The organism is Allobosea sp. UC22_33 (assembly GCF_042700715.1).
Lineage (GTDB): Bacteria > Pseudomonadota > Alphaproteobacteria > Rhizobiales > Beijerinckiaceae > Allobosea.
This window is the reverse complement of sequence record NZ_CP170556.1, coordinates 525,826-540,391: the sequence shown is the minus strand read 5'-3', so window position 1 is coordinate 540,391 and position 14,566 is coordinate 525,826. Positions and strand designations below refer to the sequence as shown.

Sequence of the window (14,566 nt, the reverse complement as noted above, 5' to 3'; positions counted from 1 at the left end):
ACCGCCTTGAAGCTGCCTTTGTGGGGAAGCGCGCTCAGCGCCACTCTGCTCGTCCAGGTCGTGAGTTCCTTCGCCGGGGCCGCCATCCCGCTTCTCGGCCCGCTCCTGACGCTACGCTGGGGTCTCGCGCCCGAAAGCATCGGCTATGTCTCGGCCGTGGTCTCGGTCGGCATCTGCTGGTTCCTCGCCTGCGGCAACCCGATGCTCGACCATCACGGGCCGGTCCGGGCCTTGCAGATCGGGCTCGCCTTCGTCGCAGCCGGACTTCTGCTCCTGTCGCAACCGTTCGGTGCCGTTGGCTTCATCGGCGCCCTGCTGGTGGGGCTCGGCCTTGCGCCCAACACCCCGGCCGGCAGCCAGATCCTGATGCGCACCGCGCCGGCCGACCACCGGACGTTGGTCTTCTCGATCAAGCAGGCCGGCGTTCCGCTCGGCGGTGCGATCGCGGGCTTCGTCATCGCGCCGATGGTGTCGGGGCTCGGCCTCGTCGGCGCGATCTGGGCAGCGGGCGCTATCGCCCTGGTCAGCGCGCTCGCGGTCCAGCCTTTCCGGAAGAGCCTCGATGCCGAGAAAGGCACGCAGAACCGGGCCTGGGCGCGGATGTTCCTGTCGCCCTCGTCGCTGTCGCGATCGGCGCGGGTGCTGAGTTCGCATGCCGCGCTGCCGATGCTCACCGCGCTCGGCGTCTCCTTCTCGATCACGCAGGCCAGCATCACCGCCTTCACCGCGACCTACATGGTCACGCAGCACGGCAAGACGCTGGCGCAGGCCGGGCATCTGGTCGCGACCCTGCTCGTCGCCAGCACCTTCGCGCGCATCTTCTTCGGCTGGCTGGCAGACCGGACGGGCAGCGGCCTGCACCTGCTCTGCCTGCTGGCTTTGGCCGCAGGCTCCGCCATCGCCCTGCTGATCGGGATGGGCAGCACCAACCCCTGGCTGATCTATCCCTGCATGGCGCTGGTCGGCGCGACATCGATGGGCTGGAACGGCGTGCATATGGCCGAGCTGGCGCGGGTCTCGCCGCCGGCCCTCATCGGAGACGTGACCTCCGGGGCAAGCCTGTTCGGCTTCGTCGGCTCGATCTGCGGCCCGCTGGCCTTCGCCGTGATCGCGAACCGGACCGGCAGCTTCGACTGGCCTTTCCTACTGGTCGCCGGCCAGCTCGCGGTGTCCGGCGCCTTCGCGCTCTGGTATCTGCGCCACCGGCCGGTTTGAGCGCTGGCGCAATAACATCAGGTTATGCCTGATCCCGAATAAAGCATGTGAACAATGGAGGCAGGGCCTCTAGAGCTTGTCGCTGGAACAGGCCTCCCGGCCGGTTCCCGAAAATCAGGTCACAGGCCACATCAGGACATTGCCGATGCCCCGCCTCATCACCGTCGCCGCTGCACAGTTGGGACCGATCCAGCGCGCCGACAGCCGCAAGCAGGTCGTCGGCCGGATGATCGCGCTGCTGGAGAAAGCCAAGGCGCAGAGCGCCACACTCGTGGTTTTCCCCGAACTGGCGCTGACCACCTTCTTCCCGCGCTGGTATCATGAGGATCGTGCCGAGGCGGATCAATGGTTCGAGCGCAGCATGCCCGGCCCCGAGACGCAGCCCCTGTTCGACAAGGCGCGGGAACTCGGCCTCGCCATGAATTTCGGCTATGCCGAGCTGACGCCCGAGGGCCGGCATTTCAACAGCTCGATCCTGGTCGATCGGAGCGGCCGGATCGTCGCCAAATACCGCAAGGTCCACCTGCCCGGCCATGTCGAGCTCGATCCGGACCGGGCGCACCAGCATCTCGAGAAGCGCTATTTCGAGCCGGGCGATCTTGGCTTCCCGGTCTGGGAATTCGAGGGCGGGCTGTTCGGCATGGCGATCTGCAACGACCGGCGCTGGCCCGAGACCTATCGCGTCATGGGGCTGCAAGGCGTCGAGATGATCGTGCTCGGCTACAACACCCCTTCCGCCAACGGGCACTCGCTCACCGAGACGACCGCCGATCGGCTGTTCCACCATCGCCTGTCGGTGCAGGCGGGCGCCTACCAGAACTCGACCTGGGTCGTCGCCGTCGCCAAGGCCGGCAACGAGGACGGCTATCCTCTCTTCGGGGGAACGCTGATCGCGGGGCCGGACGGCAAGATCGTCGGCGAGCTCGATCATGAGGAGGACGGCGTGCTCGTCCATCCCTGCGATCTCGACGATACCCGCTTCGGCAAGGCGACGATCTTCGATTTCGCCAGGCATCGCCGCATCGAGCATTACCGCCTGCTGACCGAGCGGACCGGCGTCGGCGCTCCGCTCGGAAAGCCCGAGGGCGCCTGAGCATTCTCCGAGGTCGGGATGAAGACGGAACTGCGCGTCGCGCTCGGCGACAGGCTCTACGGCATCGAACGCCCCTGGGGCGCCCTGCCCGCGACGCCCGGGCGGATCACCGATCTTGCGGTCGGCCAGGACGGGCTGGTGCATGTCCTGCTGCGCCGCGACAGCGCCGTCGATCCGGAGGGGCCTTGCATCGTCACGCTCGCGGCCGATGGCAGCTTCGTCCGGAGCTGGGGTGAAAAGCTGTGCGTCGATGCCCACAAGATCGCGATGATGCCCGAGGGCGGCCTCGCCATCGTCGACCGCGACGCCCATCGCATCTTCTTCTGCGATAGCGAAGGCCAGGTGCACAGGCAGATCGGCGAGAGCCATCGGCCAGGCCAGCCGTTCAACCATCCCAGCGACATCGCCTTTGTGCCCGATGGCGGCTTCTATGTCGCCGATGGTTATGGCAACGGGCTCATTCACCGCTTCGACGCCAGTGGTAGCCTGCTTGCGAACTGGGGCTCGGTCGGAACCGCTCCCGGTGCGTTCCTGACGCCGCACGGCATCTGCGTGCTCAGCGATGGACGCGTCATCGTCGCCGACCGCGAGAACAGCCGGGTGCAAAGCTTCACGGCCGGGGGCGAACTTCTCGCCGTGTGGGACGCGTTCCTACGTCCTCAGGATGTCGTCGCCGATGCGCAGGACCGCATCTATGTCTGCGATTCCATTCCGACGCTGAGCCTGCTTTCGGCGGATGGTGCCCTGCTCGGCCGCTGCCGCCCAGTGCTCAACGGCGCCCATGGTCTGTGGCTCGGACCAAGCGGGGATATCTTCCTCGCCGAGACCAACCCGAACCGCATCACCCGCCTTTATCCCGTCGCGGCCTGAGCGACGGGGCTGCAGCCCTCACGCGGCGGACATGGCCGTGCGGTTCTGCAGGCGCGAGACCAGCCGGACGAACGGCCAGAACATCAGGAAATAGACGATCGCCGCCGCGATCAGCGGGGTCGGATTGTAGAGCAGACCCTGAGCGAGCTGGGCCGATCGCAGCAGTTCCTGCAAAGCGACGGCCGAGGCGATCGAGGTCTGCTTCACGAGTTCGACCGTGTTGCTGATCAGATCCGGCAGCACATTGCGCGTGCCCTGGGGCACGACGACATGGATCATGCTCTTGTACCAGCTCAAGCCGGTCGAACGGGCCGCTTCGCGCTGGCCTTTCGGTACGGATTCGATGCCGGCGCGGAAGATCTCGGCGAAATAGCTGGAGCCGTTCAGGGTGAGCGCCAGCACGGCGGCGGTGAACTCGTTCAGCTTCAGGCCGAGGAAGGGCAGGCCAAAGAAGATGAAGATCAGCAGCAACAGCGGCGGGATCGCGCGCATCACGTCGACATAGGCGATCAGGAAGAAGCGCAGCAGCTTGTTGGGCACATCCTGCGCCATGGCGATGGCGATGCCTGCGAGCACCGAGAGCGGCACGGCGACGGCGGCCAGCGCCAGCGTCATCCAGAAGCCCTGCAGCAGCAGCGGCCAGACCTGCTTGAGCACGTCGAGATTGAAGAAGGTCGTGACGAGATCGTCCATCATGACCTCGGATGCGCATAGGCGCGTTCGAGCCAGCGCGTGAAGCGCACGAAGGGCAGGAACAGCAGCAGGAAGAGAAGAGCGCCGACGGTCAGCGCGGTCGGGTTGGCGACGTTGGATTGGATGCTGGAGGTCACGTTGAGCAGTTCCGGCACCGCGACGACCGAGCCCAGCGTCGTGCCCTTGCTGATACCGATGGCGCGGTTGGTCAAAGGCGGTATCGAGATGCGCACCACCTGCGGCAGGATGATGTAGGCCAGCGTTTTCGTGAAGGAGAGGCCGGTCGAACGGCCGGCTTCCCACTGGCCTTTCGGCACGGCGTTGATGCCGGCCCAGAAGATCTCCTCGGCGAAGGCCGACAGCACGATCGCCAGTGCCACCACGGTCGCGGTGATCGGCTCCAGCACCAGCCCAAAATAGGGCAGCGCGAAATAGGCCAGCACGATCAGGACGAGCTGCGGGATCGAGCGGAAGAAGTCGATATAGAAGATGATCAGCCAGTTCAGCGGCCGGATGCCGTAGAGCCTGAGGATCGCGAGGCCGAGGCCAAGCGGAATGCCGATGACGACCGTCAGGATCGACATCTGCACGGTGATCAGAAAGCCGCGCAGGATGTCCGGCCAGAAGGCCGACATCAGCGAGAAATCGAAGAAATAGCGGACGATCTGGTCCATGTACCGTCAGCCGTGCGAGCGCATCACGAAATCGCGGATGCGCTGGTGCTGCGGGTTGACCAGGATCTCCTGCGGCGTGCCCTCGGCCAGGATCGCGCCATGGTCCATGAAGACGACGCGGTCGGCGACATCGCGCGCGAACTTCATCTCATGGGTCACCACGATCATGGTCATGCCCATTTCCTTGGTGCGGACCATGACGTTGAGCACTTCGCCGACGAGCTCGGGGTCGAGCGCCGAGGTCGGCTCGTCGAAGAGCATGACCTGCGGCTCCAGCGCCATGGCGCGAGCAATGCCGACGCGCTGCTGCTGGCCGCCGGACAATTCGGCTGGATAGGCATCGGCCTTGTGCGCAAGGCCGACGACCTCGAGGTGATGGCGGGCCTTGGTCTCGGCCGCCTCCTTGCTCAAGCCCACGACCTTGCGCAGCGCCAGCGAGACATTCCCCAGCGCCGTCTTGTGGGGGTAGAGATGGATGCCCTGGAAAACCATGCCGATGCCGCGGCGCAGGCGGTCGAGATCGACCTTGGGGCCGGTGGCTTCCTGCCCGCCAAGGCGGATCGTGCCCGCCGTCGGCTCCTCAAGCCGGTTGATGCAGCGCAGGCAGGTGCTCTTGCCCGAACCGGAGGAGCCGACGATCACGACGGCCTCGCCCTTGCCGACCTTGAGGTCGACGCCGCGCAGAACCTCGACCTGGCCGAAGCTCTTGCGCAGCCCCTCGATCGACACGATCGTCTCGGAGGGCGTTGTCGCCATGGCGGGCACTGAGGTCACTTGCAGGCGGCCTTGTGCGGGGTCGCGTCATAGCCCTCGAAATCCGGCGCGCCGATGCCCGGATAGACCTTGCTGCTGGACGAATCCGCCGCAGGCTTCACGCCGAACCACTTCTCGTGGATCTTGGCCAGCGTGCCGTCGGTCTTGATGCATTCGAGCGCCGCCTCGACCTTGGCGCGGAACGCGGCATCCTCCTTGCGGAAAGCGATGCCGAAATTGCGGCCGCCGTCGAGCACGAAGGCCACGTCCGCCATCGGGGTCTGCGTCGAGACATAGCGGGAGACGGGGACGTCGGCCACATTGGCGAAAGCGCGCCCGATCATCACCGCCTGCACGGCGTCGGCATTCTTGTTGTAGCGCTGGATCGTATAGCCGTACTTGGCTTCGTTGTCGGTCAGCCACTTGTCCGAGATCGAGCCGTTATTGACGGTCAGCGCCTTGCCCTTGAGTTCCTCCAGATTGCCGATCTTCGCGCCCTTCTTGACGAGGAAGCCGAGGCCCGTCGGCATATAGGGCTCGCTGAACAGCATCTGCGCCGCGCGCTCGGTCGTGATGTTGGTCGGCGCCGGGATCATCTCGTAGCGCTTGGAGAACAGGCCGGCGAAGATCGCCGAGAAGTTCGAATCCGTCACGTCGACGCCGGGGCGGCCAAGCTGCTTCGCCAGAGCTTCCGACATGTCGTAGGTGAAGCCGGTGGTCTCGCCTGCCGGCGTCTTGAAGCAGAAGGGTGCGAAGCCGAGATCGCAGGCCACCTTCAATTTCTCGCCCTGCGGATGGTCGGCGTCCTGCGCCATGGCCGGCATGGCGAGCATGGCGGCCAGCCCCGCGCCCGCGACAAAGGCCCGCGTCAGCTTGATCGACTTCAGCTTCATGATTCCCGCTCCCGTTATGCGTTACGGCTGCGCCGTGATCGCTGCGCCCCTTCTTGCAACAATCCGGCCATGTCCAAGCGGAGCCTAACAGGGCGAAATCATGCCCAGCCAATCATTTATTGTCGGGTGGCCATAACCTGATGTTAAGCAGCATCCTCGCCTTCGCCGCCGGGCTTCGCGAGCGGAGGCGGCACCAGCCCGCGCAGGATGTCGACGAAAGCGCTCGCCGTGCGCGACAGCGGCTCGAAGCGCGGTGTCAGCAGATGGGCGCGCACGCGCGTCTTCGGTGCGAGCGGGCGCGAGACCAGCTCCGGCCAGGTTCGGCCGCGCAGCACGAACTCGTCGACGACGGCAATGCCGGCGCCGGCCCGCACCATCGCGCAGGCAACCGGCGTGAAGCGGACGACGGTGCTGATCCTGAGCGGCGCGGATTTCGAAGCGAGAGCACGGCCGACTACGTCGCCATAGGGCGTCTGCGGCCCGAACCCGACGAGCGGATAGGGCGCAAGATCGGCCGGGCGCACAACGCGCAATCGCGCGAGCGCGTGGTCGCGCGGCATGATGACCATGAGCCGTCCCTCCGTCAGAACCTCCGTATTGAGCGTGGGCTCGTCGACGGGGATGATCGAGACCCCGAGATCGGCGCGGCCGGCCACGACCTTGGCGACGACCTCCAGAAGGGTGAGTACCTCGAATTCGACGCGCAGGTCCGGGAAGCGCTCACGCAGGCGGGCGATGGCATCCGGCACCAGCGCCTGCCCGACGCTGGGGCTCGCGACGATCCGCACCGAGCCGGTGCCCCGCTCGCGCAGTTCGTCGGCGAGCTCGTTGACCCGAACCACGCCCTGATGGACCTGGTCGACCTCCTGGAACAGGCGACGCGCCTCCGGTGTCGGCTGCACGCGGCCGCGCACGCGCTCGAACAGGCGCAGCGCCAGCCGGTCCTCGGTATAGGCCAGCAGGCGGCTGATGGCGGGCTGGGAGACCGAGAGCAGGCGCGCCGCGCCGCTGATCGAGCCCGTGATCATGATGGCCCGGAAGACTTCGATCTGCCGGAGATTGAGGCGCATGGCGATAACATCCGATTATGGTCGGCCGCATAATAAGCATGATTCATTTCGCGCCTAGCGCTCTAAGTTCGGCCTGCCGGCACGACCGGTGGACGAGGGACGAGGCCGGCCGATGAGACGCTTTCTGACGAGCAGGGATGTCGAGGCGGCCGTGGCCGGCGGTTCGGTCTTCGCGGCGGGCGGCGGCGGCTGGGCCGATCACGGCCGCATGCTCGGCACCGCCGCGGTCAATACCGGCAGGCCCGAGCTCGTCACGATGGACGAGATTCCCGACGACGCGATCATCGCCACCGCCGCCGCCATCGGCGCGCCCGGCGGCACGACCGAGTGGGAGATGTGGGGCATCGACTACGTCAAGGCCGTGCAATTGCTGCAGGAGGCGCTGGGCAAGCCGATCTACGGCCTGATCATCGGCCAGAACGGCATGTCGAGCACGCTGAACGCCTGGCTGCCCAGCGCCATCCTCGGCGTGAAGGTGGTCGATGCAGTCGGCGACATCCGTGCCCATCCCACCGGCGACATGGGCTCGATCGGTCTCGCCAACAGCCCGGAAGCGACGATCCAGGTCGCGGTCGGCGGCAACCGTTCGAAGAACCAGTATATCGAGCTGGTGACGCGCGGCGCGACCGCCAAGGTCTCGCCGATCCTGCGCACGGCCTCGGACATGTCGGGCGGCTTCATCGCCTCCTGCCGCAATCCCGTCTCGGCTGCCTATGTCCGGAAGAACGCCGCGCTCGGCGGCATCTCGATGGCGCTGGCGCTGGGCGAGCGCATCCTCGCCGCCAAGCCGAAGGGCGGCAGCGCGGTGATCAATGCGATCTGCGACGAGACCGGCGGCTCGATCATCGCGCGCGGCACCGTCGCGAAGAAGGACGTGCGCTACACCAACGAGGCCTTCGATATCGGCACGATCCAGGTCGGCACCGGGGCAGCCGCCCGCACCATCCATGTCATGAACGAATACATGGCGGTGACCGATCCCGACGGCGCCCGCCATGCCTGTTTCCCGGACGTGATCACCACGCTCGACACAGACGGCCAGCCGGTCAGTTCCGGCCATGTCCGCGAGGGCATGGAGCTCTCGGTGCTGCGCGTGCCCAAGGACAAGATCCCGCTGAGCTCCAGCGTGACCGACCCCAGCGTCTATCCGATCGTCGAGAAGGCGCTCGGCATGAACTTCACCGATTACGCGCTCGGCCGGGAAGGCTGAGCGCGCTCCTTCGCCTATCCTGCAGGATCACCGGATACCCGACATGAGCGATTTCGATCTCGTCCTCCGCGGCAATATCGTGCTGTCCGACCGGATCATCGAGGACGGCTATGTCGCCGTCAGCGGCGGCAAGGTCGGCAAGGTCGGCCAGGGCACGCCGCCCTCGGCCCGTGAGACGCAGGATTTCCGGGGACAGTGGATCATCCCCGGCGTCATCGACGGGCAGGTCCATTCCGGCAGCCAGGCCAATCACGAGGGCATCGGCATGTGCTCGCGGGCAGCCGCAGCCGGCGGCGTCACCGTGATGGTCGACATGCCCTATGACGAGCCGGAGCCGGTCACCAATGCGAAGCTCTTCAACGAGAAGGTCGCGGTGGTCGAGCGCGATGCCCATGTCGACGTTGCGCTCTATGCCACGATCACCATCGAGAACGGCCTGCATGCCATTCCCGGCCTGGTCGAGGCCGGTGCCTGCGCCTTCAAGTTCTCGACCTTCGAGGCCAATCCGACGCGCTTTCCCCGCATCGGCGACGACACGCTCTACGAGGCCTTCAAGCTGATCGAGCCAACCGGCCTGCTCTGCGGCGTCCATAACCAGGACCAGGAAATGACAAGGCGCAATATCGCCCGGCTGGTCGAGGCCGGCGATACCGGCGCGGACGCCTTCCTGCGCGCCCACCCTCCCCTCGTCGAGAACCTCGCCACCGCCCGCATCTACGAGATCGGCGCCGAGACCGGCGCCCGGGCCCATGCCGTCCATGTATCGACCTCGCGCGGCTTCGAGATCTGCAACATGTACAAGCAGGCCGGCCACAAGGCGACGGTCGAGAGCTGCGTGCAGTATTTCATGCTCAATGCCGAGGAGCACGGCCCGCGCTTCGGCGCCAAGATCAAGCATTACCCGCCGATCCGCCCGAAGGCCGAGAGCGACCTGCTCTGGAGCCATCTCGCCGCCGGCCATTGCGACTTCATCTCGTCGGACCATGTCTCCTGGGGGCTGGAGAAGAAGGGCGATCCGATGATCTTCAAGAATACCTCGGGCGGACCGGGCATCGAGACCCTGCTGCCGGCGCTTTGGACCGGCTGCGAGGAGCACGGCCTGTCCCCGACCATCGTGGTGAAGCAGCTCTGCGAGGGGCCGGCCAAGGCCTTTTTGCTTGCCGACAAGGGCCGGCTCGAAGCCGGCGCCGATGCCGACATCACCGTGCTGGAGCCCGGCCGCTTCATCCATGATCCCGGCAAGAGCCTGTCGGCGGTGAAGTGGAGCTCGATGGAGGGCCGCGAGTTCCGCGTCCGCGTCGCGGCGACCTATGTCCGCGGCCAGCTCGCCTGGGACGGCAAGGCAATCCGCAACAAGGCCGGCGACGGCCGCTTCCTGCGCCCGGCGGCGTGACCGCCATGGCGATCGATCAGGACCGGCTCTGGCGCCGTATCGAGGCACTCTCCGAAATCACCGACCCGGAGCGCCCGTGGACGCGCCGCTCCTTCACCCCACGTTTCCTCGAAGGCCGGGAATGGCTCGCGGCGGAATTCCGCGAGGCCGGGCTGGAAACGGAGCTCGATGCCGCCGGCAACCTGATCGGCCGGCTTGCCGGCGCCGATCCGACGCTGAAGCCGATTCTGATCGGCTCGCATTCCGACACCGTGCCCTCGGGCGGGCGCTATGACGGCATGCTCGGGGTGCTCGCCGCGCTGGAAGTCGCACAGAGCTTCAGCGAGCGGGGCGACCGCCTGCGTCACACGCTGGAGGTCTTCGATTTCCTGGCTGAGGAGCCGAGCGAGTTCGGCCTCTCCTGCATCGGCAGCCGCGCGCTCGCGGGAACGTTGAGCGAAGAGCATCTGGCGATGACCCGCCCGGACGGCATGACGCTGCGCGAAGGCATCGCCTTCGTCGGCGGCCGGCCGGAGGAGCTGGCCTCGGTCAAGCGGCCGGCCGACGGCATCGCGGCCTATGTCGAGGTCCATATCGAGCAGGGCCGCGTGCTGGAAAACGAGCGCGTCCCGATCGGCATCGTCACCGATATCGTCGGCATCCGCCGCGAGCGCATCATCGTCACCGGCCGGGCCGACCATGCCGGCGCAACGCCGATGCCGCTGCGGGCCGATGCGCTGGTCGGCGCCGCGAAGCTGATCGAGGCCGCCTATAAGCGCGCGCTCGCGACGGCGCGGGACAACCAGCCGCTGGTCGCCACCTTCGGGCGCATCGAGGTCAGCCCCAATGCGGCGAATGCCGTGCCGGGCGAGGCTGTGCTGACGCTCGAAGTCCGCTCCGGCAACGAGGCGGCGGTCAAGGCCTTCGGCGAGGCGCTGGTGCGCGATCTGCGCCCTGCCCTCGAAGAACTGCGCCTCACCATCGCAGTCGAGCCGCTCAGCCATGTGGCGCCGACAGCTTGCGCGCCGGAGGTTCGCTCGGCCATCGCCAATGCGTCCGCCGTGCTCGGGCTCGCCACGCGCGACCTGCCAAGCGGAGCCGGCCATGACGGCGTCCACATCGCCCATATTGGCCCGGTCGGCATGATCTTCGTGCCCTGCCTCGAGGGACGCAGCCATGCGCCGGAGGAATCGATCACACCGGACCAGGCCGGCGACGGCGCCCGCGTGCTGGCCGAAACGGTGCGCCTGCTCGACGCGCAACTGGGCTGAAGCGATGGACTGGGCCGCGAGCGACCTCGGGGAGCGTGATCTCTACAAGCTCCTCGTCAACACGGTGCTGCCGCGCCCGATCGCGCTGGTCACCACGGTCGACGAGAAGGGCCGCGCCAATGCCGCGCCCTTCAGTTTCTTCAATGTGTTCAGCCATGCGCCGCCGCTGGTCGTGCTCGGTATCGAGGGCCGCAGTGGCACGGCGCCGCTAAAGGACACGATGCGCAATATCCGCGAGACCGGCAGCTTCGTCGTCAATCTCGTCGACCGGGCCATGGTCGCGGCGATGCAGGTCTGCGCCATCGATTTCCCTTCCGAGATCGACGAGATCGCGGCCGCCGGGCTCGATACCGTGGCGAGCGCCAAGGTCGCGGCACCGCGGCTCGCCGTCTCCCCGGTCCAGCTCGAATGCCGCGAGACGGTGTCTCTCTCGTTCGGCACCAGGCATCGCAATCTCGTCATCGGCGAGATCGTCCATCTCCATATCCGCGACGGCATCGTCGACGATCGCCTGCATGTCGATATCGACAAGCTCGATCTCGTCGGCCGTTTGCATGGCGCCGACTGGTATCTCGGCCTGGGCGACCGCTTCCAGGAGCCGCGCCAGACGCTGGACGGCTGGCGCGAACGGACGCAGGCCAACCCTGAGGGAGAGATATCGTGAGCGGCACGATCTACGTCATCAACCCCAATTCGACCGAGCGCGTGACCCGCGAGATCGACGTCGCTGTCGCGCCCCTGCGCCTAGCAGGCGGCCCTGCGATCGAGTGCCTGACGCTCGCCGAGGGGCCGCCCGGCATCCAGTCGCAACGCGATGTGGACGGGCTGATCCCCGCCCTCCTCCAGCGGGCCGCCGGCCTCGAAAACGAAGCAGCCGCCTTCGTCATCGCCTGCTTTTCCGACCCTGGCATGCATGCCCTGCGCGAGCAGAGCACCAAGCCGGTGCTCGGCATCGCCGAATCCGGCGTCCTGACGGCACTGACGCTGGGCCAACGCTTCGGCATCGTCGCGATGCTGCAGAATTCGATCCCGCGCCATCTGCGCTATCTCGGCGCCATGGGCGTGATGGGCCGCTTTGCCGGCGATCTGCCGGTCAACCTCACCATCGCCGAGATGGCCGATGATGAGCTCACGCTCGGCCGCATGATCACCGTCGGACGCACCTTGCGCGATACGCATCATGCCGATGTGCTGGTGATGGGCTGCGCCGGTATGGCGCGCTTCCGCGAACCGTTGGAGCGCGAACTCGGCGTGCCGGTCGTCGAGCCGACGCAAGCTGCGGTGACCATGGCGCTCGGGCGCGTCAGACTGGGCTGGGGCGGGCGCCCTCTCGAAAAGGGCTGACGCGTTCCTAGCCGCGTATTGTCGCAGGCTAAGAACGCCGATATCGAACCGCACAGCGCGACGGGATCGGCGGCTCAGGGAGATTGATTGATGGACCTCGGACTTTCCGGAAAGCGTGCCCTTGTGCTCGGCGCCAGCCGCGGGCTTGGCGCGGTGATCGCGCAGACGCTCGTCGCTGAAGGCGCGACGGTGATCGCCGCGGCGCGCAGCACCGATGTGACCGATGGCTGGATCGCCAGCCTGCCGGCGGAGCAGCGTGGCCGCGCCAGCGCCGCCAACCTCGACCTCACCGATCTTGCCTCGGTCGATGCTCTTGCGGAGAAGCTGATCGCGGAAGGCGGCGTCGACATCCTGATCGGCAACTCAGGCGGTCCGCCGCCCGGCGAGGCACGCGATGCCAAGCGCGACGACTGGTTGAAGCATTTCGAGGGCATGGCCGCCAACCTGTTCCATCTGGCGCAGCGCCTGTTGCCAGCGATGACGGAGCGCGGCTTCGGCCGCATCGTCACCATCGCCTCCTCGGGCGTCGAGCAACCGATTCCGCGCCTTGCGCTTTCCAACGGCATCCGCGCCGCCGTGATCGGCTGGTCGAAGACGCTGGCCTCCGAGGTCGCCGGCAGCGGGGTCACGGTCAATGTCGTGCTGCCCGGCCGCATCCATACCGAGCGCGTCGACCAGCTCGACGATGTGGCGGCGGCGCGCAGCGGCGGGACCCGCGAGGCGGTGGCCAAGGCCTCGATGGCGGCGATTCCGGCCGGCCGTTATGGCAAGCCGCAGGAATTCGCCGATGTCGTCACCTTCCTCGCCAGCGAACGGGCGAGCTATGTAACGGGCGCAAAGATCCGCATCGATGGCGGGTTGATCCGCAGCGTGTGACGTCCCGGCGAAGCGTGCAGGCGGTTACATATCGCCTGCACGGCCGGCCAGCGGAGCTCGAATGGATCAAGGTCGTGGGCCGGCGGCGCGATGTTCGGGCAGAACCGAGTGCCCGGCATGCACCGGATAAGCGGCCGCGCCCTGCTGTTTCAGCCCGTCCAGCAAGCGCTCCACAATCCGGCGACGGGTCGCACTGTTTTGGCGCGGCACCGTGACGTTGCGCAGCGACACGATGCCTTGACTGGCATTATAGCCATAGGCCACTGCGAGGTTGCGACTGACATCGCCTTTTCTGGCGTTCTGCAGGCGGATGGCGTTGTTGTAGATCGACTGGACGGAATCCAGGACCATGTTATCCGTGATCGAGGCATTGGTCGCGTAATCGACCGTGATGCCGTGCGGAGCACCGATGACGATGATGTTCTTGGACACCTCGACATTCTCGTAGGGTCGCTTTTCTTCGTTTCCCAGGAAGATGCCGTTGATCGGCTCCCCTTCCATCTGAAGCATGACGTTGCGCGTAATCCGGATGTTCCGGGACGGCGCGGTCGTCTGCCGCGTCGACATCGTCAGGAAGTGACGAGCGCCAACCGGCTCCGGCCGGAATTCGTCGAGCCGGTTGCTGTCGAAGGTCAGGCCGTCCGTCTGCGTGGCGGTCAGCCCATTCACGTCGAGCCGGCGAAACCGATTATGCTCTATGACAACGGCCTTGCTGCGCTCGACCAGGATGCCACGGCGCAGGTTCTCGAAGACGCTATCTGCCACTTGCAGCGTGTCGACGTCGACAACCCGTAGCGCGCCAGCGTTGTTCGCGGCCTGGCCTTGAGGCGAGGTGAACTCGGATTTCCGGATCCGGATATTCTGGCTCTGCTGGATCTCCGCCAGGAAGGCCTCCGGCGTTTCGCGCCCCGTACCGACGAAGCGAAGCCCTTCCAGCGTGATGTTGCGCGAGCCGGAGATCGACAGCTTGTGGATGACGGGGCGGTTGGCCGGCTCGGCGGCGACGACCAAGACTGCCGTTACCGCGGACGCCGCTCGAATCGTTAGCGTGTCATAGATGCCCGGCTTCAGCGCGATGATCTTGGTTTCGCCGGCCGCGGCGAGCGCCTGATCGAATTCCGCGACCGAACCCACCGCCACGCGATCTGCTGGGCGGCTTGCGGTCTGGGCCATGACGGGAGCGGAGGACGCGACCCCGATCGACAACATGCAAGTCAGGATCAAAAATCGAA

At 66.7% G+C, this 14,566-nt stretch carries 15 protein-coding genes; 9 read left to right on the top strand and 6 right to left on the bottom strand.

Translation table 11 applies throughout. The annotated features are described in order from the left end of the window. Window positions 1-6 precede the first annotated feature (6 nt). The 3 genes from ACFJGT_RS02495 (at window position 7) to ACFJGT_RS02485 (ending at window position 3,178) form a co-directional block, all read left to right on the top strand. The gene (locus tag ACFJGT_RS02495; RefSeq protein ID WP_377845534.1) at window positions 7-1,215 is read left to right on the top strand and encodes an MFS transporter; all 1,209 of its coding nucleotides are present in this window, start codon (window positions 7-9) and stop codon (window positions 1,213-1,215) included. A 145-nt stretch (window positions 1,216-1,360) separates the two neighbouring features. Then, window positions 1,361-2,308 (top strand): N-carbamoyl-D-amino-acid hydrolase, encoded by a 948-nt coding sequence (locus tag ACFJGT_RS02490; RefSeq protein WP_377845532.1) that lies wholly within the window; start codon window positions 1,361-1,363, stop codon window positions 2,306-2,308. Window positions 2,309-2,326: 18 nt separating this feature from the next. Next, a complete protein-coding gene (locus ACFJGT_RS02485) occupies window positions 2,327-3,178 on the top strand; it encodes a hypothetical protein (RefSeq protein WP_377845530.1) in 852 nt (283 codons plus the stop codon). Between the two features lie 18 nt (window positions 3,179-3,196). Here the strand turns inward: ACFJGT_RS02485 and ACFJGT_RS02480 are convergent, their stop codons facing one another. The 5 genes from ACFJGT_RS02480 to ACFJGT_RS02460 all read right to left on the bottom strand — a co-directional run bounded on the left by ACFJGT_RS02480 (window position 3,197) and on the right by ACFJGT_RS02460 (window position 7,261). Then, window positions 3,197-3,871 carry an amino acid ABC transporter permease gene (locus tag ACFJGT_RS02480; RefSeq protein WP_377845528.1) on the bottom strand — a complete coding sequence of 225 codons (675 nt, stop codon included), beginning with the start codon at window positions 3,869-3,871 and terminating at the stop codon, window positions 3,197-3,199. Then, window positions 3,871-4,545, bottom strand: coding sequence for an amino acid ABC transporter permease (locus tag ACFJGT_RS02475; protein WP_377845526.1), 675 nt, complete (start codon window positions 4,543-4,545; stop codon window positions 3,871-3,873). The genes ACFJGT_RS02480 and ACFJGT_RS02475 overlap by 1 nt, the downstream gene beginning before the upstream one ends. A 6-nt stretch (window positions 4,546-4,551) precedes the next feature. Next, window positions 4,552-5,277, bottom strand: coding sequence for an amino acid ABC transporter ATP-binding protein (locus ACFJGT_RS02470; protein ID WP_377848900.1), 726 nt, complete (start codon window positions 5,275-5,277; stop codon window positions 4,552-4,554). Window positions 5,278-5,315: 38 nt separating this feature from the next. After that, window positions 5,316-6,191, bottom strand: coding sequence for a substrate-binding periplasmic protein (locus ACFJGT_RS02465; protein WP_377845523.1), 876 nt, complete (start codon window positions 6,189-6,191; stop codon window positions 5,316-5,318). Between the two features lie 143 nt (window positions 6,192-6,334). Further along, the gene (locus tag ACFJGT_RS02460; protein WP_377845521.1) at window positions 6,335-7,261 is read right to left on the bottom strand and encodes a LysR family transcriptional regulator; all 927 of its coding nucleotides are present in this window, start codon (window positions 7,259-7,261) and stop codon (window positions 6,335-6,337) included. A gap of 112 nt (window positions 7,262-7,373) precedes the next feature. Here ACFJGT_RS02460 and ACFJGT_RS02455 point away from each other — a divergent pair, with 112 nt between their 5' ends. The 6 genes from ACFJGT_RS02455 (at window position 7,374) to ACFJGT_RS02430 (ending at window position 13,334) form a co-directional block, all read left to right on the top strand. Further along, complete coding sequence (locus tag ACFJGT_RS02455; protein ID WP_377845519.1) at window positions 7,374-8,471, top strand: DUF917 domain-containing protein; 1,098 nt, start codon at window positions 7,374-7,376, stop codon at window positions 8,469-8,471. Window positions 8,472-8,514: 43 nt separating this feature from the next. Continuing rightward, a complete protein-coding gene (locus tag ACFJGT_RS02450; RefSeq protein WP_377845517.1) occupies window positions 8,515-9,864 on the top strand; it encodes a dihydroorotase family protein in 1,350 nt (449 codons plus the stop codon). Window positions 9,865-9,869: 5 nt separating this feature from the next. Next, complete coding sequence (locus tag ACFJGT_RS02445) at window positions 9,870-11,114, top strand: Zn-dependent hydrolase (RefSeq protein ID WP_377845514.1); 1,245 nt, start codon at window positions 9,870-9,872, stop codon at window positions 11,112-11,114. Between the two features lie 4 nt (window positions 11,115-11,118). Further along, a complete protein-coding gene (locus tag ACFJGT_RS02440; protein WP_377845512.1) occupies window positions 11,119-11,778 on the top strand; it encodes a flavin reductase family protein in 660 nt (219 codons plus the stop codon). Next, window positions 11,775-12,458: an aspartate/glutamate racemase family protein gene (locus ACFJGT_RS02435; protein WP_377845510.1), complete on the top strand. Its 684-nt coding sequence runs from the start codon at window positions 11,775-11,777 to the stop codon at window positions 12,456-12,458. The genes ACFJGT_RS02440 and ACFJGT_RS02435 overlap by 4 nt, the downstream gene beginning before the upstream one ends. A 90-nt stretch (window positions 12,459-12,548) precedes the next feature. Then, entirely contained in the window at window positions 12,549-13,334 is a 786-nt protein-coding gene (locus ACFJGT_RS02430; protein ID WP_377845508.1) for an SDR family oxidoreductase, read from the top strand. Between the two features lie 66 nt (window positions 13,335-13,400). Here the strand turns inward: ACFJGT_RS02430 and ACFJGT_RS02425 are convergent, their stop codons facing one another. Then, complete coding sequence (locus ACFJGT_RS02425; RefSeq protein WP_377845506.1) at window positions 13,401-14,507, bottom strand: right-handed parallel beta-helix repeat-containing protein; 1,107 nt, start codon at window positions 14,505-14,507, stop codon at window positions 13,401-13,403. Between the last annotated feature and the right edge of the window lie 59 nt (window positions 14,508-14,566).